The organism is Prevotella disiens (assembly GCF_900454955.1).
Lineage (GTDB): Bacteria > Bacteroidota > Bacteroidia > Bacteroidales > Bacteroidaceae > Prevotella > Prevotella disiens.
Map to the genome: position 1 here is coordinate 739192 of NZ_UGTL01000001.1, position 25709 is coordinate 764900.

Annotated in this window: 22 protein-coding genes; 8 read left to right on the forward strand and 14 right to left on the reverse strand. The window is 38.7% G+C overall.

The window, feature by feature from the left end; genetic code table 11:
- Window positions 1–147 precede the first annotated feature (147 nt).
- Together DYI03_RS03225 and DYI03_RS03230 are read right to left on the reverse strand one after the other, a co-directional pair.
- Window positions 148–1551, reverse strand: a complete 1404-nt coding sequence (locus DYI03_RS03225) for a C1 family peptidase (RefSeq protein WP_021670240.1) — start codon at window positions 1549–1551, stop codon at window positions 148–150.
- Between the two features lie 291 nt (window positions 1552–1842).
- Window positions 1843–2709, reverse strand: coding sequence for an aldose 1-epimerase family protein (locus DYI03_RS03230; protein WP_021670239.1), 867 nt, complete (start codon window positions 2707–2709; stop codon window positions 1843–1845).
- Between the two features lie 715 nt (window positions 2710–3424).
- Here DYI03_RS03230 and DYI03_RS03235 point away from each other — a divergent pair.
- The 3 genes from DYI03_RS03235 (at window position 3425) to DYI03_RS03245 (ending at window position 6708) form a co-directional block, all read left to right on the forward strand.
- Window positions 3425–4405 (forward strand): YitT family protein, encoded by a 981-nt coding sequence (locus tag DYI03_RS03235; RefSeq protein ID WP_021670237.1) that lies wholly within the window; start codon window positions 3425–3427, stop codon window positions 4403–4405.
- Between the two features lie 110 nt (window positions 4406–4515).
- On the forward strand, window positions 4516–5541 hold the full coding sequence (locus DYI03_RS03240) for a porin (protein ID WP_021670236.1): 1026 nt from the start codon (window positions 4516–4518) through the stop codon (window positions 5539–5541).
- Between the two features lie 267 nt (window positions 5542–5808).
- Entirely contained in the window at window positions 5809–6708 is a 900-nt protein-coding gene (locus DYI03_RS03245) for a diaminopimelate dehydrogenase (protein WP_004357022.1), read from the forward strand.
- A 250-nt stretch (window positions 6709–6958) separates the two neighbouring features.
- Here the strand turns inward: DYI03_RS03245 and DYI03_RS03250 are convergent, their stop codons facing one another.
- The 5 genes from DYI03_RS03250 to DYI03_RS03270 form a co-directional block, all read right to left on the reverse strand.
- The gene (locus DYI03_RS03250) at window positions 6959–8131 is read right to left on the reverse strand and encodes a metallophosphoesterase (RefSeq protein ID WP_021670234.1); all 1173 of its coding nucleotides are present in this window, start codon (window positions 8129–8131) and stop codon (window positions 6959–6961) included.
- Window positions 8132–8451: 320 nt separating this feature from the next.
- On the reverse strand, window positions 8452–9582 hold the full coding sequence (gene mnmA / locus DYI03_RS03255; RefSeq protein WP_021670232.1) for a tRNA 2-thiouridine(34) synthase MnmA: 1131 nt from the start codon (window positions 9580–9582) through the stop codon (window positions 8452–8454).
- A 9-nt stretch (window positions 9583–9591) separates the two neighbouring features.
- Window positions 9592–10518: a YitT family protein gene (locus DYI03_RS03260; protein ID WP_021670231.1), complete on the reverse strand. Its 927-nt coding sequence runs from the start codon at window positions 10516–10518 to the stop codon at window positions 9592–9594.
- A gap of 130 nt (window positions 10519–10648) precedes the next feature.
- Window positions 10649–11758: a peptidase associated/transthyretin-like domain-containing protein gene (locus DYI03_RS03265; RefSeq protein ID WP_021670230.1), complete on the reverse strand. Its 1110-nt coding sequence runs from the start codon at window positions 11756–11758 to the stop codon at window positions 10649–10651.
- A 13-nt stretch (window positions 11759–11771) separates the two neighbouring features.
- Complete coding sequence (locus DYI03_RS03270) at window positions 11772–13499, reverse strand: GH25 family lysozyme (protein ID WP_021670229.1); 1728 nt, start codon at window positions 13497–13499, stop codon at window positions 11772–11774.
- Window positions 13500–14005: 506 nt separating this feature from the next.
- Between DYI03_RS03270 and DYI03_RS03280 the strand changes: the two genes are divergently transcribed.
- Window positions 14006–14299, forward strand: a complete 294-nt coding sequence (locus DYI03_RS03280; protein WP_021670226.1) for a hypothetical protein — start codon at window positions 14006–14008, stop codon at window positions 14297–14299.
- A 311-nt stretch (window positions 14300–14610) separates the two neighbouring features.
- Here the strand turns inward: DYI03_RS03280 and rplS are convergent, their stop codons facing one another.
- Window positions 14611–14979: a 50S ribosomal protein L19 gene (rplS, locus tag DYI03_RS03285; protein WP_025064522.1), complete on the reverse strand. Its 369-nt coding sequence runs from the start codon at window positions 14977–14979 to the stop codon at window positions 14611–14613.
- A gap of 392 nt (window positions 14980–15371) precedes the next feature.
- Between rplS and DYI03_RS03290 the strand changes: the two genes are divergently transcribed.
- The 3 genes from DYI03_RS03290 (at window position 15372) to DYI03_RS03300 (ending at window position 18352) form a co-directional block, all read left to right on the forward strand.
- A complete protein-coding gene (locus DYI03_RS03290; RefSeq protein ID WP_004357024.1) occupies window positions 15372–16175 on the forward strand; it encodes a 5'-nucleotidase C-terminal domain-containing protein in 804 nt (267 codons plus the stop codon).
- A 21-nt stretch (window positions 16176–16196) separates the two neighbouring features.
- The gene (locus tag DYI03_RS03295) at window positions 16197–17033 is read left to right on the forward strand and encodes a bifunctional metallophosphatase/5'-nucleotidase (protein WP_021670222.1); all 837 of its coding nucleotides are present in this window, start codon (window positions 16197–16199) and stop codon (window positions 17031–17033) included.
- Window positions 17034–17188: 155 nt separating this feature from the next.
- The gene (locus tag DYI03_RS03300; RefSeq protein WP_004357020.1) at window positions 17189–18352 is read left to right on the forward strand and encodes a M20 aminoacylase family protein; all 1164 of its coding nucleotides are present in this window, start codon (window positions 17189–17191) and stop codon (window positions 18350–18352) included.
- A gap of 302 nt (window positions 18353–18654) precedes the next feature.
- On the opposite strand, the gene DYI03_RS03305 is transcribed toward DYI03_RS03300, so the two are convergent.
- Window positions 18655–19026, reverse strand: a complete 372-nt coding sequence (locus DYI03_RS03305) for a DMT family protein (protein WP_021670221.1) — start codon at window positions 19024–19026, stop codon at window positions 18655–18657.
- 135 nt (window positions 19027–19161) lie between these two features.
- Between DYI03_RS03305 and aroB the strand changes: the two genes are divergently transcribed.
- Window positions 19162–20208 carry a 3-dehydroquinate synthase gene (gene aroB, locus DYI03_RS03310; RefSeq protein WP_021670220.1) on the forward strand — a complete coding sequence of 349 codons (1047 nt, stop codon included), beginning with the start codon at window positions 19162–19164 and terminating at the stop codon, window positions 20206–20208.
- A 180-nt stretch (window positions 20209–20388) separates the two neighbouring features.
- Here the strand turns inward: aroB and DYI03_RS13640 are convergent, their stop codons facing one another.
- The 5 genes from DYI03_RS13640 to menD form a co-directional block, all read right to left on the reverse strand.
- Complete coding sequence (locus tag DYI03_RS13640; protein WP_004357010.1) at window positions 20389–20664, reverse strand: hypothetical protein; 276 nt, start codon at window positions 20662–20664, stop codon at window positions 20389–20391.
- Between the two features lie 321 nt (window positions 20665–20985).
- Window positions 20986–21993 (reverse strand): AMP-binding protein, encoded by a 1008-nt coding sequence (locus DYI03_RS03320; RefSeq protein WP_021670219.1) that lies wholly within the window; start codon window positions 21991–21993, stop codon window positions 20986–20988.
- Window positions 21994–22018: 25 nt separating this feature from the next.
- On the reverse strand, window positions 22019–23080 hold the full coding sequence (locus tag DYI03_RS03325; RefSeq protein ID WP_025064521.1) for an o-succinylbenzoate synthase: 1062 nt from the start codon (window positions 23078–23080) through the stop codon (window positions 22019–22021).
- A 115-nt stretch (window positions 23081–23195) separates the two neighbouring features.
- Window positions 23196–24023 (reverse strand): 1,4-dihydroxy-2-naphthoyl-CoA synthase, encoded by an 828-nt coding sequence (gene menB / locus DYI03_RS03330; protein ID WP_021670217.1) that lies wholly within the window; start codon window positions 24021–24023, stop codon window positions 23196–23198.
- A gap of 11 nt (window positions 24024–24034) precedes the next feature.
- Entirely contained in the window at window positions 24035–25708 is a 1674-nt protein-coding gene (menD, locus tag DYI03_RS03335; RefSeq protein ID WP_025064520.1) for a 2-succinyl-5-enolpyruvyl-6-hydroxy-3-cyclohexene-1-carboxylic-acid synthase, read from the reverse strand.
- Window position 25709 lies beyond the last annotated feature (1 nt).

Below are 25709 nucleotides of genomic sequence, written 5' to 3' on the forward strand. Positions count from 1 at the left end.
ATATTGGTAGATGAAAGATGAAAGAATATGAGTAGCCCCAGAAGTCTTGGAAAACTTCTGGGGCTTATTCTTTGCAAAATCCTCCTTTTTATAGTCTGATACTATCTATTTGAAGCGGATTTGCTATTGTTTTAATTTTTAAACGACTTATTTGTCTTCTTGGAACAACGGGTCGTCAGGCATAACCATAACAGGTTTTGTTTGTTCAGCCTTTAAAATGTTTTCAGGAACATATTTCTTATCAACAACCAAACGGAAGCTGTATTCGTTGAACCAATCGTTGGTCATGATGAGGCAACCATTATGACCATTTGAAGGACCCCAACTGTTTTCTACTTTCCACTTCTTTGGATTGCCATTTTCGTCTAAATCGACTGCTGACAAAGTCATTGCGTGGGTTGAACCACTATCGAAAGTAGAGATGCGCTCTGCTTTATTCATAGGGAATTTAGTGCCAAAGAGCGTTGCATAATCGAAGTTGTCAAGGTCAAGATAACCACGTTTGCGGTCTAATTGCTTACCCACATCGTAGCTTGAATACATCTTTGTATCGTCTTTCAAAGAAGCAATTGCCATTTTTGCAATGTCTTCCATTGGGAGATTGATGTACTTCCAGTTGTGTCCATCGTAGGTATGGCGGTCGTATTCCACTTCGTAAGTCTTGTAATATTCACGGCGTGGGTCGTTCATAGCCATAATAAATGAACCATTAAGTTTCTTTCCGAGCACAGCATCACGGAAGGTTTCAGGAGTGTAAGTCTGTGGTTTGCCCACGTTGTTACCATTCTTATCCTTGAAAGCATATTGGAAAGTCTTCACAGGCTCACCCAATGAAAGAACGAGAATGTTGTAAATATCGCCCAACATTTCTGTTTTGCGAGCCTTGATTGCTGCTACTGACTTCTTATTAGCTACCATTTTGCGAAGTTCTAAACCATATTCGCGCAATTTAGACGAAATAATTGATGCCATACGAGAAGTGTTCTCAGCTGAATAACTCTCAGGCATTGCTTCCATAGGCACCAAGCCATACTTGTCAACAAGGTCGGCAACACCGCAGAAAGTACCACCATCGTTAATAGGATTCTTGAAGAAGAACTGCACGATAGGGTCGTTCATAGGCTTCTTAGCGTTGTCAATTACGCCTTGCAACATAAGGTTTGACTTTTCTAATTGGTCGTGGAAACTCAAATAAACATGTGAAAATTCAACATGAAGTGTGTCCTTGTGCATACGAGCAAAGTTAGAACGTAACACGTTCATGCCCGAAAAGAGCCAACAACGACCAGAACTTTTTTGGTCGTGAATGTTTTGTTTGGTTGTTTCAACGCTGAAATGTGTATCCAAACCACCTGCTTTGCGGAAATTGCGAGCAAGATTGTCGATAGAGTTAGTCGCTATGGCATTTGAAAGAGCACGATTTGAAGCCGATGAATGACCTGCGACAATCTTCTGCATCATTTGTTTATCGATACCGCCATTTTTAGTCTGTGCTTGCAATGAAAGTGAAAGACCAATCAGTCCACAGACCATTAAAGTTTTTTTGTTCATAAAATTTTGTTTGTAACTTTATAGATTATTGTTTATTTAATAGTTTTCTTCTGTTTTATCCTCTTATTTGCACTCTGAAATCGTATAAAATGCTCATTAAAAGGACGATGTTGCAAAGATAAGCAAATATCTTTAAACTTGCAACTTTTATCCTTTTCGTTTAGGCTGGTTCTATAAATTAGCTTTGTTAGATTTTGAACTTATTTTTGAACTAAAAAGAAGCCAAAAGATAACAAAGCGTATTTCATAAAAATTTAATGACTATGCGGTGGTAATTTATAGAACCAGCCTTTATCGAATGGTGATAATGTACTCGCTCATGAAACTTGCTCCGGGTTGAAGGTGGTTCATTAGGTAACGATTACAAAATTCTCCGTTGTAGTTTTCCTTGTCTGCTATGCCGTACCAAGGCTCAATGCACACAAAAGGAGCATTCTTTCCTGCTGGCGACCATATTCCAACTGCTGGTGTATTAAACTGTACGCTGACTTCAGCAGCCCCTTTCTTATTGAGGATTTGTACATGATGCAATTGGCATTGGTCGAAAATTAAGGCATCGTTGGCAAATGTTTCTGGTGTCAATTCTAATATTCCTTCATCAGTTTCAAAGGTTTTGTAACCCTCAAGAAGATAACCTTCATGCGTGAAATTGTTCCTTTGTAAAGTTTCATTGTCCAATTTCAAATAACCTTTTATGGGTTCTCCTGCCTTCATATCGGGGAGATTGAAAGCAGGGTGTCCACCTATTTGGAAATGAATTTCCTTGTTATCAATGTTCTGTACGTGCCAAATAACATGAATTCGGTTGCCTTTCAAACGATAACTTACACCCAAAATAAAATGATAAGGATAGCGTTCGTAAGTTTCAGGCGTATCGTGCAAAGAAAAAAGAATGCGGTCGGTAGATTTTTGGGTTACTTTAAAGTCCATATCACGAGCAAAACCATGACGCGAAGACGAATATTCTTTGTTTTCAATCTTATACGAATTGTTCCAAACACTGCCTACATGAGGAAACAAAATAGGCGATTGGCGTGCCCAATACTGTGCATCACCTTGCCATAAATATTCTTTTCCGTTATCGTCTTTAATGCTTTTTAGTTCTGCACCATGAGCAGAAAGTTGTAAAGTAAGGTAGTCGTTTGCTAATTGTTCCATTTGATTTTTTTCTTTATTTTCTGCAAATGTACATATAAAAAGCTTAAAAATAATGCTCCATACTCTTTATTTTATGAGGCAAATATTAAAATTTTAAGCGAAGAACTCTCTTACAAATGATTAGAGAAAAGTAGACTTCCTATCTGTTTGTTCGGGTATTGTGTCTAAAAAATGCTATTTTTTTCATTTTTGATAGTGTTGTTTATCGTAAACTTATAATTTCAAACTAAAAAACAGAATTTCTTTCAATATAAAAGCATTTGCTGCCTTTTGTGTTTGCTATTTTTCATGCCTTGAAATTCTATTTCTCATTATCCTTTTCAGTCCCTTTCTATATTATATAAAGGTGAAAAATGCCTGTAAGTGTATTTTTTTAGCTGTAAAAAGGTCTCTAAATAACTTGCGAAAATATGCAATAATAGTCTTTAAATTCGCATAAAAAATCTGCTTATAAATTCGTATTAACTTCTCAAAAATAAAGTTTTGAACAAAAATAAGGCGTAAAAAAGGCTTAAAACTTGTTCTTTTGGTAAAATTCAAGGGTAAATTATTATTTTGACTATTAAATATTTGTTATTTCATATAAATGATGTAATTTTGCAGCACCTAAACAATACTTTCTTTTTATAAATGCAAATATAACCAGAAAGGCAAGGTTCCAAGTTGAGAAATAAATAAAAAATATAAAACAATCTAACTTAAATCGAAATTAATTATGAATCAAGATTCTAAGAATAGCAATGTTGTAGAAGGACAAGGCATCATTATGCGCGCTTTGTTGCAAGTGGTTGCATTGCTAAAGTCAAGAAAGTTCTGGGTAGAATTGGTTATTATGACAGTGGGTATGTTCGTTGCAGCCCTGGGTGTTTATTTTTTCCTTATCCCAAGTAAACTCATCGTTGGCTCAATTACTGGACTTTCATTGGTACTTGCTAAACTTTTACCTTTTGTTTCTGTGGGTATTGTGATTTTCATTATCAATGCTGTGCTGTTGGTATTATCTTTTATACTTATCGGTAATGAGTTTGGTGCAAAGACAGTCTATACTGCGCTTATTCTTGGTCCTATGATTGACTTTATTGGCAAGATTTTCCCAATGTCAGACTCAATGTTTACAATTTATGTAGGCAGTCAAGCTATTGCTAATCCTTGGTTCGATTTGCTCTGTTTTGTGCTTATTTTAAGTGCTTCACAGAGTATTTTGTTCAGCATTAACGCCTCAACTGGTGGTTTGGATATTTTGGCTAAGATTATTAATAAGTACACTGGTATTAGCCTTGGTGCCTCTGTAACATTTGCAGGTGGTGCTATTTGCTGTACTGCTTTTGCTATTAACCCTCCATATTTGGTTCTTATCGGTCTTATCGGTACATGGTTGAACGGTCTTATCTTGAACTATTTCATGATGGGTTTGAACGTTAAGAATCGTGTATTCATTATTTCTAAAGACTATGAGCGCATTCAAGACTATGTTCTCAACTCGCTTTGCCGTGGTGTAACCTTGCACGAAATTATTGGTGGTTATAGCAATCAAAAGAGCATGCAGCTTGAAATCGTATTGACCAACGAAGAAATGTCAAGTCTTATGGCATTCCTCCGTAATGAAGAAATCGATTCTTTCTGTACTTGCGACACCGTTAGCGAAGTTCGTGGCTTGTGGAATAAAGGCAAGAAGCCAAAGAAAATACAAAAATAAAAGCTTTCATAAGCATTGAATTTAATAAAAATAGAGACGGTATAGGGATATGTCGCCTCTATTGGTTATAGAAAAAACTATATAAAAACTAAGTTTTCAGTCATTTTACTATGAAATTTAAAAGCATTATCGCATTATTAATGTTTGGCTCTGTTGCTGTAATGGCGCAAGAGCGCAAACCTGTAAGTTTACAATTCGAGGCAAGAGGTGATTATCAACGCACGAGTATTGATGGTAAAAATGTAAAAGACCAAAGCGGTTTTAAAGGAAATATCGTTAATATCATTTTGAAAGGCGACATCTCTCCTAAGTTTTCATACGGATTCCGCAATCGTATGAATGGTATAAATAAGGATTACAACTTCTTTAACTCTACCGACTGGTTGTATTTAAAGTATAAACCAACCAAGAACGTATCGGTTATCGCTGGTAAATACATCGTTATGGTTGCTGGTTGGGAACTGCTTCCAGCTCCAATTGATTGCTATTTCTTATCTGAATTTTGCTATAATTTCCCATGCTACCAATGGGGATTGGCTGGTGAATATACAACAAATAGCGGAAACGACACTTTCTCTGCACAAATTTGTCAAAGCCCTTATCAAAAGGGATATACCGATAGGAGTGGCAAAAGCGCAGAAATGTATGCTTACAACATGATGTGGAATGGTCGTCATGGCTTCCTTGAAACCTATTGGTCGGTAAATATGATGGAACGTGAGCCTCATAAGTACATCAATTACATTTCTTTGGGCAACAAATTCCACTTCTCTGACAACGTTCAATTGGAACTTGATTATTGGAATCGTGCCGCTCACGGACAAGCTTTCTTTGGTGAAGACTGCTCAGTAATTGGTCAAATTTCTTACCAACCATCAGAGCGTGTAAATGTATTTGCTAAGGCAAGTTACGAAGTAAACCATACTGAAACAGATGCCGATGTAGCCGTTCAAAACGGAACAGAGCTTACTCGTGTTGGAGCAGGTGTAGAATACTATCCATTGAAAAATAAAAACGTTCGTTTACACGGCTTTTACAGCTACGCATGGGGTAAGAATAGTAACCCTGCCGGTGTTGTTCAAGACAAAATGTCGCAACTCAACATTGGTGTAACATGGCGTGGTAAAGTCTTGTAAAATATCTTTTTTAAGACTTTAATAGCATAATGCCCTCTCAAAAGTTGGTGTTCCCGACTTTTGAGAGGGTCTTTTTTTATCATTTTCGTGTGAACTAATTTTTATCTTGCTGAAAGTGATGTTCAATCTTGTGGCATTGTTAGAAGTAAGCAAAATTAAAATCGAATAGTTTTAGTTAAAAAATCAAACTAAAATACTACTAAACCACATTTTTGCTGTACTTTTGCAATTGTATAAATAGGTAAAACAAAAATTAAGGTAAAGAATATGAAGAAAATAAGAGCGGCAGTAGTGGGCTACGGCAACATTGGACACTACGCTATTGAGGCACTTGAAGTTGCTAAAGATTTCGAAATTGCAGGCATTGTACGCCGTCAGGGTGATAAAGACAAACCATTAGAACTTACTCCTTACGAGGTTGTAGACGATATTTCAAAGCTAAAAGATGTTGATGTGGCTATTCTTGCAGCACCAACACGCAGCTGTCCTGACTATGCAGAGAAGATAGTCGCAATGGGCATCAACACAGTCGATTCGTTTGATATACATACAAGCATTTTGGAATACCGCACAAAGCAAATGGAAAATTGTAAGAAGGCGGAAAAAGTTAGTGTCATTGCAGCTGGTTGGGACCCAGGTTCTGATTCTGTTGTGCGCATCTTGATGGAAAGTCTTGCACCAAAAGGACTCTCATATACTAACTTCGGACCTGGTATGTCAATGGGTCATTCGGTTTGTGTTCGTGGAAAAGAAGGTGTGAAAAATGCCCTTTCTGTTACAATTCCATTGGGCGAAGGCATACACCGCCGTATGGTTTACGTTGAATTGGAAGAAGGTGCAAAGCTCGAGGAAGTAACAAAAGCGATAAAAGCCGACCCTTATTTCTCTCACGATGAAACCCATGTATTTGCTGTAGCAAGCGTTGATGATGTGCGTGATATGGGTCATGGCGTTCATTTGATACGCAAAGGTGTGAGTGGTAAGACTCAAAACCAACATTTTGAGTTCAATATGAGTATTAACAACCCTGCACTCACTGCCCAAGTACTTGTAAATTGCGCTCGTGCTACGATGCGTTTGGCTCCAGGTTGCTATACCATGCCTGAAATTCCAGTGATAGATTACCTTCCTGCAACACGCGAAGAAGTGATTAACACATTGGTTTAAAAGCATTTATATAATTAAAACATAGTTGGGCGTATGCCGTAGGGGCGTGATTTATCACGTTCCTCATAACAAAATTTAGGGTGTTGGAACGTGATGAATCACGCCCCTCATAACAAAATTTAGGGTGTTAGGAACGTGATGAATCACGCCCCTACGGTATACGCCCTTGTTCGTTGATGAATTATTTTTAGACATCGTTTAATAAAAGATGAAGAAATAATTTTGAACAGTATACACTGCAATCCTACCCTTATTCTTTTTTCTTTCTCAGCGTTATCACATTTATTTCAGGCCAAGCTCCAATACGGAATGGAACGGTGCCGCCAATGCCTGGTGAGATGTGCAGCATGCTGCCGTCTTCCATGTATTTTCCGCCCCATTCGTTGTATGCCCATTTTGCAGGCGAGAACTTTCCTATGCGCAGTTGTCCTGCGTGGGTGTGTCCCGAGAGGGTTAATGCAATATCCGTCTTGTGTAAAACGCCTTGTCGCCAATGGGTTGGGTCGTGGCTGAGCAATATTTTGAATGTTCCTTCCTCCAATCCTTTCATTGCTTTCGGCAGATTTCCCATGCTTTTGAAGGGTGGTTTTCCTATGTTTTCTACTCCTATCAAGTCGATTTTTTCTTCTTTATTTTCTTCTTTTGCATTATTTTTTCGCACAATGGTAACGTGTTCGTTCATCAACATTTTCCAACCCATGCGTTCTTCCAAATATTCTAAAATGCGTTGATGGCGGTGTGCAGTTGATTCTTTTATGGGTTCTGTTTCTTTCTGCTTTTTCTCGTGCGCAGCGTCCATGCCGTATTCGCAATAATCATGATTTCCCATGATGCTAAATACCCCATCTTTTGCCTTTATTGTGCGTAAATCGCTCATAAAGGGCAGTACTTCTTCAGCGTGAATGTTTACCAAATCGCCTGTGAAGACGACAAGGTCGGCTTGCTGTTCATTCATTATTCTCACCAACTTCTTGATAAATTTAGGATTTTGAATGTATGTCCCCACGTGCAAATCGCTAAATTGCAAGATGCGATAGCCATTGAAACTATCGGGCAAGAGGTCGGATTCACATACAGTTTCGCGCACGATAATGCGTCGCCAGCCGAAGAAAAATCCGTAAAGGAAAATCAAATCAACCATGAGAGCAGCCCCTAAGGCTATTTGCCACATCACAAAGAAGTCGAGGAGGATAAAAATAATTTTTGGAAGGGCAAATATTAAGATGAACGCAAACATAATACGCATGAAGGTATTATGGTAAAAGCCTGCACGAGCCATGAAAAACGACAACAAAGACAGGGCTGTTGGCACAAACCATATTGTGCTAATCCACCATGTTTTCATGGGTTCTATGAGGTGTAACCATAGATAAACATCGGGTGCAATGAGCAAGATTAGGAATAATATTATGGGTAGAATCATAAGCAATCTTTTTTATTATGTTACAAATATATGAATTTTATGGGATTGTCCTATTCTTTTCTACCATTTTTTTAGCTCAATTAGTCATAAAACGTACGAAATAAATGTGGAGTAGGGGGGGAGATGCACTGATAGAAGATTGCTTTGAAAAATGAAACCGACTGTTTTGAACAACAAAAGAGCCTGTTTTGAACATCAAAAGAGCCTGTTTTGAACATCAAAAGAGCCTGTTTTGAACATCAAAAGAGCCTGTTTTGAACATCAAAAGAGCCTGTTTTGAATATCAAAACAGGCTCTTTCATATTTGCTAAAAATCTATCTTAAATTGTGATTTCGGCAGACCCGAAGCAGCGGTTATGCTCTTTGTCGTAGATGACGCAGAACTGCCCAGGCGCAACACCATGTATTTTCTCCTCTGAATGCACCATGGCTTCTGTTTCCTTGCCATCTTCTTCGGCTGAAATCATTTCTAAATAGCCTTTATGAAATTCAGGTGTGTGGCGAATTTTGAAGCGAATTGGAATCCAATGATTAGGCTTTTCGCTGTTTTCAACAACTTCATTCTTTGGCGATTCTGTTAGCCAATGCAAGTCGTGTACCTTAAATTCTTGCTTGTAAGCCGTCTGTGGGTCGTAGCCATGACTAACCAAAAGCACATTGTTGGCAACATCTTTTTTCACTACAAACCAAGGACCTCCACCGAAGCCTAAGCCCTTGCGTTGTCCAATCGTGTGAAACCAAAGACCCTTGTGTTGTCCTATCTTTTTCCCCGTTTCCAATTCGATAACATCGCCAACCTGTTCGCCAAGATAACGGCGCACATATTCGTTGTAATCAATATTGCCAAGGAAGCAAATTCCTTGCGAATCCTTTCGTTTTGCATTGATAAGATGCTCACGTTCGGCAATCTCTCGCACCTCGTTTTTCTCGTAATGACCAATTGGGAATATCGCTTTTTTGAGTTGCCAATCATAGATTTGCGCTAAAAAGTCGGTTTGGTCTTTCACAGGGTCATGGCTTGTGCAAAGCCATTTCTTACCCTCTATCCATTTTGTTTGCGCATAATGCCCCGTCGCAATAAGGTCGTAATCCTTTCCACACTTCTCATGGAAAGCACCAAACTTAATCATTCGGTTGCACATCACGTCAGGATTTGGAGTAAAACCAGCCCGCACCTTGTCCATAGTGTACTTTGTTACTTGACCCCAATACTCCTTATGACAATCAATGATTTTCAGCGTGCAACCGAAACGGCGTGCAACTGCTGTCGCCATCTCAACATCTTCTTCCGAATTACAATCCCATTCTTCCTTTTCTTCAGGGCCAATACGGATATAAAAGCAATCGGGCGTAAGTCCGAGCCGTGCAAATTCGTAGACTACAACAGAACTATCGACACCGCCAGAGAGCAGCACTGCAATACGTTTATCTTTGATTTCATCATAATTCATACCGCAAAGTTACTGATTTTCATTAACTTTTAGGCTATCGTTGGCTATCTTTTTGCGCTTACCAACCTTCAATTTGTCGAAACCTATGCCATAAACTCCATTGACAGCACTTTGAGAAACAAAGGCTTCTGGGTCTATTTCGTCAATAACACGGAATATGCTATGAGTTTCGGCACGGCGTGCAAGAATGAAAAGCATACCCAATTCTTTGCCCGTATAGAAACCACGAGCGTCAATCAAGGTGCAACCACGTTGAACATCGTTATTAATGGCGTTGCCAATCTCTTTCCATTTGTCGGAAACAACGAAAAATTGAACTGAGCCACGCATACCATTGATGACGTAATCGACCATGCCCGACATGATAATCAAAGCAATATAACCGTAGATAATGTTTTCCCAATTCTTTAAAACTAAATAACCAGAGGTGATAATGATAAGGTCGCAAGCTAAAATAACTTTGCCTAAAGACACGTCATGATACTTATTTATCATGGCTGCGATAATATCTGAACCACCTGTACTTGCATTGTATTGGAGCGCAATACCTATACCCAAACCCAAGAGAGAGCCGCCCACGACACAAGCTAAGAAAGGTTCATTGAGAAAGAGAGTATGCCCCTCTAATAAATGTTGGAAAATGGAGGTGAAGATACTAAAAATAGAAACGGAAACAATAGTGCGTACGCAAAATTTCCAGCCTAAAATTTTGAGTGCAATCAATAATGATCCTATGTTTAATATAAAATAAGTGTATTGGACAGGGATTCCAGTGCCCCAAAAAAGGACTGACGAAATACCCGCAATACCTCCGATTGGTATTTTATGTGGAAGAATAAATGCACACCAACCAAAACTACCAATGCCAATAGCAAAAGTAATGGCGATAAGATTTTTAAATTCTTGATAAATAATTTTCTTTTTAACTTCGCTCATATAACTTATTTGTCCTTAAAATATTAATAATTAGTACTTTATAATCTCTATCTGTAATTTGAAAATAATCTATAATCTTTGTGGATGCAAAGATACAATAGAAAAATGGCATTACAGAATTTGTGAAAGATTATTTATCTTCGTACACTTTCATTGTTTTTAATGCTTCAACATAAGCGGTTGGGAGTGTCGGAATATCATCGGGTGTTTTCAATTTAAGTGATGTTGCTGTGTTTTTATATTTTTCTTTCATTTCATCTTTGCTTAACAATTCGTAATCAATGATGTACTTTTCACCAAACCAAGTGATATTACGTGATTTTATGTCTTTTTTTTCTTTTACAAGCAATTGGAGATGTTCTGACTCACTTAATAAATCGCGCACGGTATAAAATCCTTTTCCTTCAACTCGTTTGTATATTTGGTTCTTTTTATACCCTTCTATATGAAATTGTTTCAGTCCGATTAGCTTCCCTAACAAACTTAAATTGAACGATTTGTTACCATAAAAATCTTTCGTATCGATACTCATTGAAATAGTTTTGTTTTGTCCATCAATATGAAAACGTGCTTTCCGTGTATGCGAAATAGAGTCGGTTAGCATACTATCTGTTCTTGCTAACAATTCGGAAGTGTTGTAAATATTAATCTTAGGACGCCCATTAGTGGAAATAGATAAGGAACTAAACAATTTTCCAACATTTGGTAATTTACCATTGTCCTTTAATTTTATATCAGGCGAATAATGAATACTACTTTGTAAACGCGTTGATTTTGATAATTTCCCATTTAATTTAAAATAGCAGTCTTCAACTCCTTGTTGAAAATAACACAATTTTCCATTCTCTTCCATAAAATTTCGATAATATCCACGTATGCGTATGTATTCTTTTCCTTGTGAGCTGACTACAATTTCGTTCATATTGTGAACTGCTGGTCTCATTTTTATGATGCCATCAGTTACATTCTTCAAATCTATGGTAGTTGTTTGATAACCAATCTGACGAATGGTTATTGTTCCATTTGCTTCTTTTATAGTTTGGGGAACAATGCCTTTTTCATTGGTTAGGCCTAATGGCGTTCCGTTTTCTGCATGGATAGTAGCATAAGCGACAGCTGCCCCATCATCTTCTCCAACGACTTTATATTGCGCATGGATTGACACGCAACATAAAAAAATTAAAAACAAGGCAAAAAATCGCCTATTTTTTACAATTTTGTTAGTTTTTAGGTCTTTCATTATTTATTTGATTTTATTTGATACAATATTTCTTCAAGAACAATTCGTATTGATTTTTATACCCATTGAATACATTTATATCCACGTCGCCATGTATGCCACGCACTTTTCCGTCAGGACTTAACTGCCAATAGGTTAGCTTTATTTCGGGTTTATACTCGCCATAACGTGCTATCCATACGAAATAATCGCCTTGAATGTCAATGGCTAAGGGTAAATATTTCTTGGTAAACATCTGACTGATATAGAGTATTGGACACACTCCTATATGCTTATAAACTGTTGAAAGCCATGCGCGTACATGTTTAAACATTACTTCTGCACCGCCCATCTTTTGAATTTGTAAGTCGGTAGGCTCTACATCGAGTACAGGAGGAAGGTCGCCTTTCTTAATGAGCGTGTTTTTTAAAAAATAATTGGCTTGTGCTGCTCCCGATGAAGTAGTAGAAAAGAAATGATAAGCCCCCACTTTTATGTTATGTTGGCGTGCTTGCGCATAGTCGGAACGGTAATAATTATTCAAAACCGTACACCCCTCAGTCGATTTTATGTACATAAAGGAGATGGGGTAGTCCACCTTTCCTTCTATTTTCTTCGAACTAATCACGCCCAAGTCGGTTATTCTAAGTTTATCCCAATCTATTGTGTAGCGTTTTTTATTCTTTTCGTGTTGATGTTTTGAAATGTCTATACCATAAATTCGCTCACCATTGTAGCTTAATTTTTCGCCTTTGAAGACACCATCTTTCCATTCTCCTACTTGTAAATACTTGTGTGGAGCAATGTAAAATCCAAATCCGTTCGGCAATCCTTCTGCAAAATGCCCACTAAAAAAACTGCCATTATGTCCAAAATGTTCTCCGTAACCATTTGGTATTCCGTGTTTTGTTTCACCAATATAATAGCCTAACGAGTCGGGAATGCCACGTTGTAACGGCTTATTGAGCATTACATCGGCACGAGGGGGGAGTTTTGCTAATTCTTCTTGCGCTCGGCTCGCTCTGATAGCAGTTGTAACACGCAGTGGAGTGCGCTCGTTGTCAGTCTGTAACAACATATTTCCCGTATCGAAAATTTCAACACGATGGCATGGAATAGAAGCTAATGTGCCTTTTTGCTTTACAAAATAACGATTGATTTGCTTCACTTTTAAATGTGCTGACGTGGAGATTTTTTCTAAAATATCTATAACTTTTTGCAGCGAATCCATGCGCTCTTCCACTATTTTATGGTAATCGGCAACACGATTGTATCCGAAATCGCTCACGTTATGTATGCGCATGTAATAGGACAGTTCGTTGAGTTGAGTTTGAAAGCCAGCCAATTCATCATCGGCTACCTGTATTTCTTTCTTGATAAGTGCTTGCAACTTACTACTACTTAAATTGATAATTGCTGACGGAATGTTTCCTCGTTTGGTAACAAGACGCCCAAAACAACTCGGCAGGAGCTGATAACGATTTACCCAATAAGCTGTTGTGCGTACTTTTCGGGTAACAATGGAATCTGCATTGGTAACTCCTCCGCTGAATTCTTTATCCTTGTAATCGGCAAAGAATAGAATTGGCTTGCTGTTTATCTCCAATTGGTAGTAAGATTGCTGTTCCACTATTGTTGTGCAATCCTCTATGTCGGCTTGTGAAGGAGGTAATAATCTGCCAATTATAAATACTAATGAAGGTAGCAGAAGCATTCCCCCGCCAATGAAATAATATCGTTTGAATTTTTGAAAATGAAACATTTAGATGTTATTTTTCTATTGGTTGCAAAGGTAACAATATTTGCAGAATTTATGACGATAGCATTTCCTTTTTCTATAGCTAAATGTGACTTATTCCATGGTCAGTACTCTCGTGAAAGTACTGTAGTCCTCCCAGGAGAGTATTGTAATCCTCTCATGAGAGTACTATTATTTCTTTACTTGGGAAACTATTGTGGATCAAAAGAATGGTTATTCAGGTAATGCAAGTTATGCTGACGACCCTTATTTGGGGGAATATTGCTCAAAACCAAATTATTTCAAAACTGCATTTGACACGTGGCTATCTACGAGTTAAATTCTCGTTATGGTGTCTTTTTGCTTATATGAAAGTAAAATCTATCATGTGAATAAAAAAGAGAAACGATTTAATAAGAAACTCAGAATAGACAAAACTAATTTTTAGCCCCGCCTAAAATTCTTTTCATAAATGGTTCTATATTCCAATCTTTTCGTAATTTTGCAGTCGAAAAGTTGAGTTATAGAAAATGGGAAAGGCTTTGAAAAAATTTATTGTGGAGTTTGAACGCAAAATACCGCAATACGCTCATCTCTCGGTTGATTATGAAAGAGTTTCAGCTATATTGCGTAAGCGCAATATACACTTGCAATCAAAATCATTGCGTAAACTTTGGGGCTACGTTCTTACCAAAGACAAACCATCAAAGAAGACGTTAGACCGCTTAGCACTCTTTGCTGGTTTTCAAAATTGGCACGATTTGCAAGAAGCACTGCACGGAGAAACCGATGGGCAGATTAATTATGAGGATAATGAAGATTGATTTTTATTTCCAATTGAGTGTTTAAAAAATATTTTTGCATCTTTAAAATGGTATCTAAAACATCATTAATGAACAAGGGCGTTAGCCGTAGGGGCGTGATTTTTTCGCTTTGCTCAACAACTCGATTCACGTTCCTAACACCCTAAATTTTGCTTAGAGGAACGTGATAAATCACGCCCCTACGAAGGATACTTTTTGCTTGTAACTTGCTGATAATAAGGAAGTAGGGGAGATATAAAACTGTTTTTAATTAAAAAAGGTTCAGAACAAAATTGTTCCGAACCTTTTTTATTTTTGGATTTGCAAGGGAATTACTTGTCGTTCTTAGCTGTAATAACTCTTCTTTCCTTGATACGAGCAGCCTTACCAGTAAGGTTACGTAAGTAGTAGAGCTTAGCGCGACGTACTTTACCATGCTTGTTCACTTCGATAGAGTCAATGTTTGGAGATTCCATTGGGAAAATACGTTCTACACCAACAGTACCTGACATCTTGCGAACAGTGAAACGCTTCTTTTCACCTTCACCATTAATCTTGATTACAACACCACGGTAAAGCTGAATACGTTGCTTGTTACCTTCGACGATTTTGTAAGCGACAGTTACAGTGTCTCCAGCTCTGAATTCTGGGTGCTTCTTGCCGGTTGCAAATGCTTCTTCAGCAATTTTAATTAAATCCATTTTTCTATTAATTAATATTGTTTGTCGTTCCAATACAACATGGAACACGACTCTTCCGTGTCCAGCGGTTATACCGAAAAGCGCTGCAAAGTTACGACAAATAATTTGATAATCTATCAAATCTTATATTATTATAAATGTTCTTTAACTATATTTTGTACATTAAGCGCAAAAACAAATGAAATGAATAGGGAGTTTTTCTCAGTTTTTAGTATCTTTGCATAAGATATAGCTGCACTCAGCAATGCGTAAGGGCGTGATTTATCACGTTCCTAAATAAGTAAAAGAGATTTTTCGTAGGTGTTAGGAACGTGATAAATCACGCCCCTACAAAGAAAAACAAGTTTGCATTGCGCTCGTTTGCAATATCTTTGATAAGAAAAAATATAGATATGACTAAAAAGATGAATTTATTGGGTGGCATTGCCGTAGCATTATCATTTGCATCGTGTGCCTCTCACTACAAATTAGAGAATGTTCAGCGTTCAAGAATAACTATTGACGCACGTTTTGACAACAACAAAGATGCGCAAGCAGCAGCTTTTCTTGCTCCTTATAAGCATCAGGTAGACAGCATAATGAGTCCGATTGTGGCACAGTCTGACCATTATATGAAGGTGCAACGACCTGAAAGCGACCTTTCAAATTTGCTTGCCGACATCTTAGTTTGGGCAGCAAAAGACTACAATGAGCAGGTTGATTTTGCTGTTTATAATATTGGTGGCATTCGTGCGGCATTGCCTAAAGGCGATGTTACTGTGGGCGATGTGAACGATATTGCTCCGTTTGAAAACAAAATATGTTTTCTTACGCTCACGGGCGACAAGGTTTTGGAACTTTTTAGACAAATAGCCCACGTTGGTGGCGAGGGAGTTAGCGAGGGAGTACAAATCGGATTGTCGCAAGATAATCTACTGCAATTCGCACGTTTGCACAATAAAGAGATTGTCCCTACTGCCAAATATCGCATTGCAACCATTGATTATTTAGCGCAAGGAAACGACAAAATGGAGGCGTTCAAGATGAAAACAGAATTCAATTCGCCACAAGACGCATCGAATAATACACGCTTTATCATTTTGAACTATTTCAAAGCAATGACCGCACAAGGGAAAAAGATTAATAGTAAGACCGAGGGGCGCATCGCTTATTTTGCTAATGAAGATAAAATCCCTCCAGTTATAATTTTAAAATAATCTATAAAACGACTTGAAACAATGGAAAAGAAAATATTATTAGTAGCCCTTTGTATGTTCAGTATGGTGGGTTTCGCACAAAAAAAGCAACTTACCATTTTGCATACCAACGATACGCACAGCCAAATTATGCCTTTTAATACAACGCTTGCCGATACAATGCGTGCTGGACGTGCTGGATTTGAACGCCGTATCTCCATGTTGAAGGAAGAAAGAATCAAAGACCCCGATTTGTTGCTATTTGATAGTGGTGATTTCTGTCAAGGTTCGCCTTATTTTACTATGTTTAAAGGCGATGTTGAAGTAGGGTTAATGAACCAAATGCACTACGATGCGGGTACGATAGGCAACCATGAGTTCGACTTTGGACTCGACAATATGACGCGAATGTTCAAGGCTTTGAACTTTCCAATTGTATGTGCCAACTACGATTTTGCCGATACCGAATTAGCAAAAATAGTGAAACCCTACATTATATTAAATAAAAAAGGACTTAAAATTGGTGTTTTCGGTGTTTCTCCCGAACTAAAAGGTTTAGTTTTAGAAGCCAATTATGGTCCTTTAAAGTATATGAATCCAATTCCATGTGCGCAAAAATGTGTCAATGAATTGAAGAAACAAAAATGCGACCTTATTATATGTATTTCCCATTTGGGGGTAAACATTGAGGGCATTAGCGATGAAGAACTCGTGGCAGGAACTCGCGGCATTGACTTAGTATTGGGCGGACACTCTCACACCTTCCTTCAAGAACTCCTTTATGTGAAAAATCTTGACGGAAAAGAAATCGGAATCGACCAAAATGGCAAATCGGCAATCTTTGTAGGCAAAATGATTTTAGATTTGAAAAAGAAATAATTGAGCGGTAAAAAGCACGATAATGTAAAATCTAATAATTGCTTCATTCTGTTTATAACCAGAGAGTTGCACAATAATAGTATCAGGATATAAGTGAAAGAATAAGTGAGTAAAATACTAACTTCATTTTTTTACTTCTAAGAATTAAAAAAAATATGAATCAAGAATTAATCAACTCTCTTTCGGTATTACAATCCGAAATGAAAGAATGGATGAGTGCCCTTCATCAACACCCAGAATTGTCAATGGAAGAGCATTGGACTTCCCAATATATTGCATCAAAACTTGAAGAATGGGGCTACGATGTGGCAAAAGGGGTTGGTGGAACAGGCATTGTGGCTTCCATGACTGTTGGCAATGGAACAAAGTCTATCGGATTAAGAGCAGACTTTGATGCAGTGCCTATTGCTGAAGACAACAATTTACCTTATAAAAGCCAAAACGAAGGCATAGCCCATCTTTGTGGACACGATTCACACTCTACCATGTTGTTGGGAGCGGCTAAATATTTATCCGAACATAATGATTTTAACGGAACTGTTCGTTTCATCTTCCAACCAGGAGAAGAAACCATGCAAGGAGGAACATCAATGATTGCCGATGGACTCTTTGAACGTTTCCCCGTAGATGCTGTATATGGTATGCATAATATGCCTGGATTGGAACTTGGAAAGTTTTATTTTCATGAAAATGAAACCATGTCAGCGGTAGACAATTGGGAAATAGAACTCATTGGTAAGGCTTCGCATGGCTCGATGCCTGAACTCAGCATTGACCCATTGGTATGTGGTGCTTCGTTAGTCATGGCATTGCAAACTATTGTGAGTAGAAATATTTCACCATGGAGCAATACGGTTGTAAATGTGGGCGCATTTAATGCTGGCGTGGCTGGTAATTCAGTACCTCAGACGGCAACCCTTCAACTTAGTATCCGCAATATGGATTCGAAAGTACGTCAATTCGTGCTTGACCGTATTCGTTTCATTACCAAAGCTCAAGCTGAAAGCTATAATTGTGAATACAAAATTCACGAAGGTGTAGCAGGAACAGTCTTAATCAATACACCCGAAAACACTCGCTGGGCGGCTCAAGTGGCTCGAGATACCTTTGGAAACGACCAAGTTAGCGAGGATATGCACCCCTATATGAGTAGCGAAGACTTTGCTTTCATGCTACAAAAAAAACCAGGAAATTATTGTGTGATGGGCAATGGCGATACTCAGATGGTTCACCATCCTCATTATGTTTTCAATCAACAAATGCTTTCGAGAGGTGCAACCTATTGGGTTGCATTAGTGCAAGAATACTTAAAGAAATAGTTTTTTATTTTATTTATAGGCTGGTTCTATAAATTAGCTTTAAACGTATTTCATAAAAATTTAATGACTATATGCGGTGGTAATTTATAGAACCAGCCTATAATATCTTTTTTGATAAAAGTTACTATTTTGTACTCCAAAACAGCCTATTTTACACTTCAAAACAGGCTGTTTTGGACGACAAAATAGGCTGTTTCGACTAACAAACAAATAGCTTTCATAAAATAGTATGTATTAACTGACTGAATAAGCTGTATAAATAAAGCCTTTTTTATTATTTTTTTATAAAGAAACGACTTGGCTTATTTCATGAAGGCAAGGAAAACGGCTAAGATGAGGCAGGCGAAGGCTGCGAAATGGTTCCAATGAAGGCTCTCGCCATTGAAAAAAACAACTGTAAAAATGGTGAATACGACCAAAGAAATGACTTCTTGAATGACTTTTAGTTGCATGAGTGAAAAAGTTCCGTCATTGCCAACGTAGCCTATACGATTGGCTGGCACTTGGCAACAATATTCGGCTAAAGCCAATCCCCAACTCATGAGAATGACAAAATAAAGGGGCGTATTGTCGGATATAACCTTGATTTGTTGCAATTTAAGATGCCCATACCATGCAAAAGTCATGAAAATATTTGCTACAATCAATAGGCCTATTGTATAAAATCCGTTCATTTTAATTTGTTATTTTTGTTTTTCGACCGCAAAAGTAAGTAAAAAAGCATAGATTATGGCACAATTCCCACTTTAACATACTGCTATTAGGAAGAAAAAATGTATTTTTGTGGCAAACAATAGACCCACGAAGCAATGAAACACCCTATTATTTTTACCGCTGAATTGGAATGTACGTTGTCGCAATTCATAGATGAATGCAAGCCCGACAAGGTGTTTATTCTTACCGACGACGTAACCATTGAGGCTTGTTATCCAATAGTTCAGCATTTCTATTGTCTTAAAAATTCCGTCTGCATCACCATTCCGAGCAGCGATAACAATAAAACTTTAGGGTCATTGACACAGGTTTGGAACTATTTGCAAAAGGAAAAAGCAACACGCCACTCACTGCTGATAAATCTTGGTGGCGGAATGATAACCGATTTGGGAGGCTTTGCGGCTGCAACTTTCAAACGTGGAATGCGTTTTATCAATCTTCCCACGACTGTTTTAGCGATGGTTGATGCAAGTGTTGGCGGGAAAACAGGAATAAATTTCGGTGGTCTGAAAAATGAAATTGGGGCTTTTTGCGATGCCGAAGCCGTGTTGATTGACACGAAATGGCTCAAAACGTTGGATAAGGAAAACATTTTGAGTGGTTATGCAGAGATGTTGAAACACGGATTGTTATCAGAACGAAGTCATTTGACAGAACTTTTAACCTTCGATATAGACGATATTGACTTGAAAAAGTTGTTCGCTCTTCTGGAAAAAAGTGTTGAAGTAAAGAAAAAAATAGTAGAAAAAGACCCACACGAACAGAACATTCGCAAGGCATTGAACTATGGTCATACATTTGGTCATGCCTTTGAATCGTGGGCAATGCGCCGAAATCAAATCTTGCATGGTTATGCTGTGGCTTACGGAATCGTTTGCGAATTGTATCTTTCAGTGGTGTTGCAAGGTTTTCCAACGGAAGTAATGCGCCACGTCGTAAACTTTATTAAAGCCCATTATGGTGTGCTTCCAATTTCGTGCGATGATTATTTGGAGTTAATTTCGCTCATGCAGCACGATAAAAAGAATCACGGTGGCACCATTAACTTCACGCTTCTGCAAGATGTTGGTAAAATTGCTATCAATCAAACCGCAAGCGAAGAAATGATAAGAGAGGCATTAGACTTTTTGAGGGAAGGATAAAAACATATATCGCCTATTTTTCATCATGAAAAGTAGGCGATATATGTTTAAAAAATATGATTTAGAATCGTATTTTTATTAAAATTCTAATTCTAACCCTATCATTAATTCTTCGGGAGCAAAGCGCAAACCAAAACCAGTTGTGCCTATTTTAGGCTCTTCGCCACCATGATAGTCGTTTCAATAGCCCATGAAACCCATACGCAGACAAAGGCAAAGTCCTTCGGTTAGGTCTACACAAGCACCTGGACGAATGCCTATTTCAAAGCCGTGGCGGTCGTTTTTCACTCCATTAGTCTTTGTTTTACCAAAATCAAAACCTAAACCGCTATCTAAAAATAAGTTGAACGGTCCATTGTGAACATAATACCAACGCACGAAAGGAGCTATTTTGAAAGCATTAGAAGTTGTTTTTATTCCGTCTTCTGTTTCTTTTTCATATTCGTAAGCAAGCATAATCCCTGCGCCCCAAGTATTATTAAAAAGATAACCAACTTCTGGACTAAAGTCAAAAGTAAGACTTTTGTCATCTGGATTGTTCCAAAATGTTAAGGCACCTCCTGCAAATAGTCACCCATGAGGGTCATCATTGTGCGAAATTGTAGTCTGTGGAAAAGTGTTTTGTGCTTGGATAGATAATCCAACGAACATACAAATTAAGAGTAAAAGTTGCTTTTTCATTTATTAAAATATATTTGTGATGCAAAAATACATAGACCTTTTTGAATGGGCAATACCTAATAATTGTGATTTGTGTAATTTTTCGTCAGCCGTAGATTAGCTGTTACATGCAATTTCTAAAACTTTTGCCCGTGCAATTTTGCCAGTTTCAGTAGTTGGTAAGCTTTGTACGGTTTTGTAAAATGCTGGTTGCCAATAGCGTGGAAGCTTATCTTGACAAATAGAACGGACAGAATCGAGCGAGTTTGATTCGGTTATGAGGACTATTTCCTCACCAAATTTTTTGTTAGGACGTTTGGTTATTGCAAATGGCGCAATTAGATAAGGGCGCAAAGCACGTTCAATTTCTTCCATTTGAATTTTTATTCCACCAGAATTAATGGTGTTATCTTTGCGACCTAAGATGCGAAATTTAGTTTTGCCTGATGCTGTTTGCTGCAATTCAGCTATGTCGTTGGTTTCTAAAAGGGGAAGTTGGCTCACCATAGGGGCTGCTATTGTTAGGCAACCATCGTTATTGAGCGACACTTTTACACCATTGAAAGGTGTGTACCACTCGCTTTTTTCTTCGCCATTAAGGCGTCTTAAAGCGATGTGCGATAAGGTTTCGGTCATACCGTAGGTACTCCACACCGCATTTGGGAAGTCTTTTAATTGGTTAGATAGGTCGGTGTCAATACTTCCACCACCTATAATCAAATGTTTTATGGCTTTCAGTCGTTCGCATTCTTCTTTGTTTTTCAGCGTGTTGAAGACTTGCAAAGGCACCATTGCGGCAAAGGTTATGCTTTCATCAGGGTTGTTTAAATCGGCTAACGAGTCGTTTGAAAGAGGATTTCCCGAAGGTTTCACACTCAATAATTTAAGGTTTCGCTCAATACTTCTTACCACCATCATTTTGCCAGCAATATAGTCTAAAGGCATACAGAGTAGGGCAGTGTCGCCTTTTTCTAAACCTAAAAAATTGCAAGTGATGCGTGCAGAGTTGAGCATGCGTGCTTTTTCCACACAAATAGGTTTCGGTTTCCCCGTAGACCCACTCGTATGTACGGTTAGGGTAGGGGAAACGTTGTGCCATTCAGCGAGAAATTCTTGTAAAGTCATCTTGTTTTTGCCAGCAAATAATTGATTATACGATATGTATGTGGGCTTCTTTCTGGGAAATCCATAGTTGGTCGCCACGAATTTCGAGTGGCATTGCGATGTTGTCAGCAAACAATTGTCCCGTTCCTAAGCCTTGTGCGTGAGTAATTCCACTGCCATAAATCTTTGCAGTGAGTTGGGCTATTGCGTTTAACCCCACGTTACTTTCGAGAGCAGAAGTAATCCACGAACCCATATTTCGCTCGTTAGCCAATTCAATCCACTCTTTTGTACCTGCCATTCCGCCATGTAATGAAGGTTTAAGGATAATGTATTGTGGGCGAATGGTTTCTAATAATTCCACTTTTTCGTCATGTTCGTTTACCCCAATGAGTTCTTCGTCAAGCGCAATAGGGAGGGGAGTATTGGCACAAAGCTGCGCCATTTCTGCCCATTGGTGCTGTTTGATGGGTTGTTCTATGGAATGAATATCATATTTGGCTAAGGCTTCCAATCGTGAGAGAGCCTCTTTGGGCGAAAAACCACCATTGGCATCAACTCTTAATTCCACATCTTTGGCACTAAACGACTGACGAATGTGGCGTATTAAGTCCAATTCTCGCTCGAAATTGATTGCTCCAATTTTTAGTTTTACGCAATGAAAACCTTGTTTTAACTTTGTTTCTAAACGTTGAAACATTTCGTCAAAAGTTCCCATCCATACCAATCCGTTGATTGGAATACCTTCTTTGCCACGCCCAAAAGGAGTATCGAAGAAGTTTAAACTGCCCTTTGAACCGAGTTGAGCAACTGCTGTTTCGAGTCCAAAGAGCATAGAAGGATAATTGCGCATGGCTTCATAATCGATAATTCCTGTCCTTTCGTAATCGTTACAAAAGGCTCTTAGTTTGTTTTCATACTCCTTTTCGGGCATAGCATCGCACGAAAGGTCGGGCAAAGTAACACATTCGCCAATGCCAACCACCCCTGGTTCTTCGTCGGAAGTGAGCGAAATGTAGAAACTTTGGCGTGTCTTATAGACACCACGCGATGTTTCCGCAGGTTGCAGAAAGTGTAATATTTTAGAAATTATCGTTATTTTGCGCATCATTATGGTTGTTTTTAGAGAAGTAATATTATTTTCTCTTAATCGGTTGTAATGTTGTCGGTAAGATGTAGGGGCGTGATTTTTTACGCAAACAAGTTTTTGTAAGCATAATTACTTATGGGAATTGAGGATATTTGTCGAAGTCTGGTTTACGTTTTTCTAAGAAAGCACGCCCTCCTTCTTGCGCTTCGTCCATCGTATAGTAGAGCATTGTGGCATCGCCAGCCAACTCTTGGATACCCGCTTGACCGTCTAATTCAGCATTGAGTCCTGCCTTTATCATGCGTAAAGCCAATGGAGAACGCTCCATCATGGTCTCTGCCCACGCTACACACTCGTCTTCGAGGCGATCGAATGGTACAACTTTGTTTACCAATCCCATTCTTTCAGCTTCAACGGCAGAGTATTGGCGACACATAAACCATATTTCGCGTGCTTTTTTCTGTCCAACGATGCGTGCCAAATAAGAGGCTCCGAAGCCAGCATCAAACGAACCCACCTTTGGACCTGTCTGTCCGAAAATAGCATTGTCTGACGCTATGGACAAATCGCACATTACATGCAACACGTGTCCGCCACCTATTGCAAAACCATTGACCATAGCAATGACTGGTTTAGGCAAACGGCGAATTTGCATTTGCACATCTAAAACATTCAAACGAGGTACACCGTCGCCCCCAACATAGCCGCCTTTTCCCTTTACATTCATATCTCCGCCAGCGCAAAAAGCCTTGTCGCCAGCTCCAGTAAGTATCACAACACGAATGTCGAGTGCTTCTCGGCAATACGAAAAGGCTTGCGAAATTTCCCAAACGGTTAGCGGTGTGAACGCATTACGATAACGTTCACGGTTGATAGTAATCTTTGCGATGTGATTATATTCCTCGAAAAGTATTTCTTTGAAGTCGAAACCTTCAATGCTTTTCCATTCTCTATTTGCCATATCTGTATGTTTTATTTATTGTTCTTTTTTATTTCTTCATTGAAAGTTTGCCACGCTGCTGCATCGGTGGCAGTATCGGTAAATATTTCCAATAGGATTGGACTATCTTTTTGATTGAAAAATTGTTCCAATCCTGTCTTCAATTCCTTTGAATTAGTAGCCGAAAGATAGTGAATGCCATGGGTTTGGCATGCGCCCTGTGCGGTTACAGGTAGCCCACTGCCCATAATTGTGGCACGATGTGCCGACTTTTCCAATCCTGGAAGTTGCAGGAAAATTCCGCCACCGCTATTGTTGAGCAAGAGGATAGCAAGGTTTTTATGTAAATTGTTGTTCCATAGTGCATTTTGGTCGTAGAAAAAACTCAAATCGCCTATGATACAGAATGTTTTTACGGTAGGATTGGCAGCTGCTAAGCCCACTGCCGTAGACAAAGAACCATCTATTCCGTTTACGCCACGATTAACAAAAATGTAGTCAGAGGAATAGAAATTGCCCAAACGAACTGCTGAACTGTTGCCATAAACCACTTGTCGTTCGACTTTATATTGGTTTAATTTTTCGTGAAATAGCTTTGTGGCAAGCATTTGCGAATAGGTTGGGACATAGTTTTTGGCGATATTGCCAACGCGTTGTCCCTCCTTTTGCCACAAATTATAATAATTAGAAGATTTTATCGCCTTTGTTTCAGTTGCCAAAAGTTTGATAAAATCGATAGTAGAGCATTGAACAGCATCGGTAAGATTCATAAACGTATCACGAATTTCGCCTCGTGGGTCAATTAAAATAGAGTGTTCGGGATTGCTATTCCTTAAAAAACGCTTCAAAAGTTTGCTTACAATCGTTCCGCCCATATATATAATAAGGTCTGGTCGCAAGGCTTCTATGTTATCGGTCGATGCCAAAAGCGCATCAATGGCTTGTGGCTCGGCTTCAGTAGCGTCGGAAAGTTTGTCTTGAACAATGACAAATCGTTTGCGTAACGCATTGATTTCATGCTTCACCGCCTCCATTCTATTTCGTGCTTCTTGCCCTATGACGATGAGAGGACGGTCGCATTTGCCGATGTTTTCAACGATTTTGCGTGCTGCATTGCTATCGTTTATTTGTTGCGAACACGTTATTTTTCGTTCAAGGGGTAGTTTTTCCACATCATAGTTGAACAATGGTTCGCTAATAGGCACGTTGATATGCACGGGGCCATACTCCATACGGCTGCATTCTATCAAGGCTTCGTTTACCAAACGATTGCAAAACCAATGTTCCTCCTCGTCTTTTGGCTCAGGCAGGTTTACACTTTTGCGCACAAACGGACTTAAAACATTGGCTTGTGGCATGGTTTGTCCGTCGCCTTGTTCTATCCATTGCGCAGGTCGGTCGGCAGAAATAACGATTAAAGGAACGTTCTGATAGTAAGCCTCTGCCACTGCTGGTGCAACATCTAATAGGGCAGACCCCGAAGTAACGCATACCACAACAGGTTTATGTTTGGCTAAGCTAACGCCTACGGCAAAGAATGCTGCCGAACGTTCATCGGTAACAGGGTAACAAACCATGTCTTCCGCCTCGCAAAAGTTGTGAACCAAAGCCGAATTGCGCGAGCCAGGGCAGACCACAATATCGGTAATGTTGTGTTGTATGAGCAATGCGGTAAGAATATTAACGTTATCTTTGTTACTGAACATA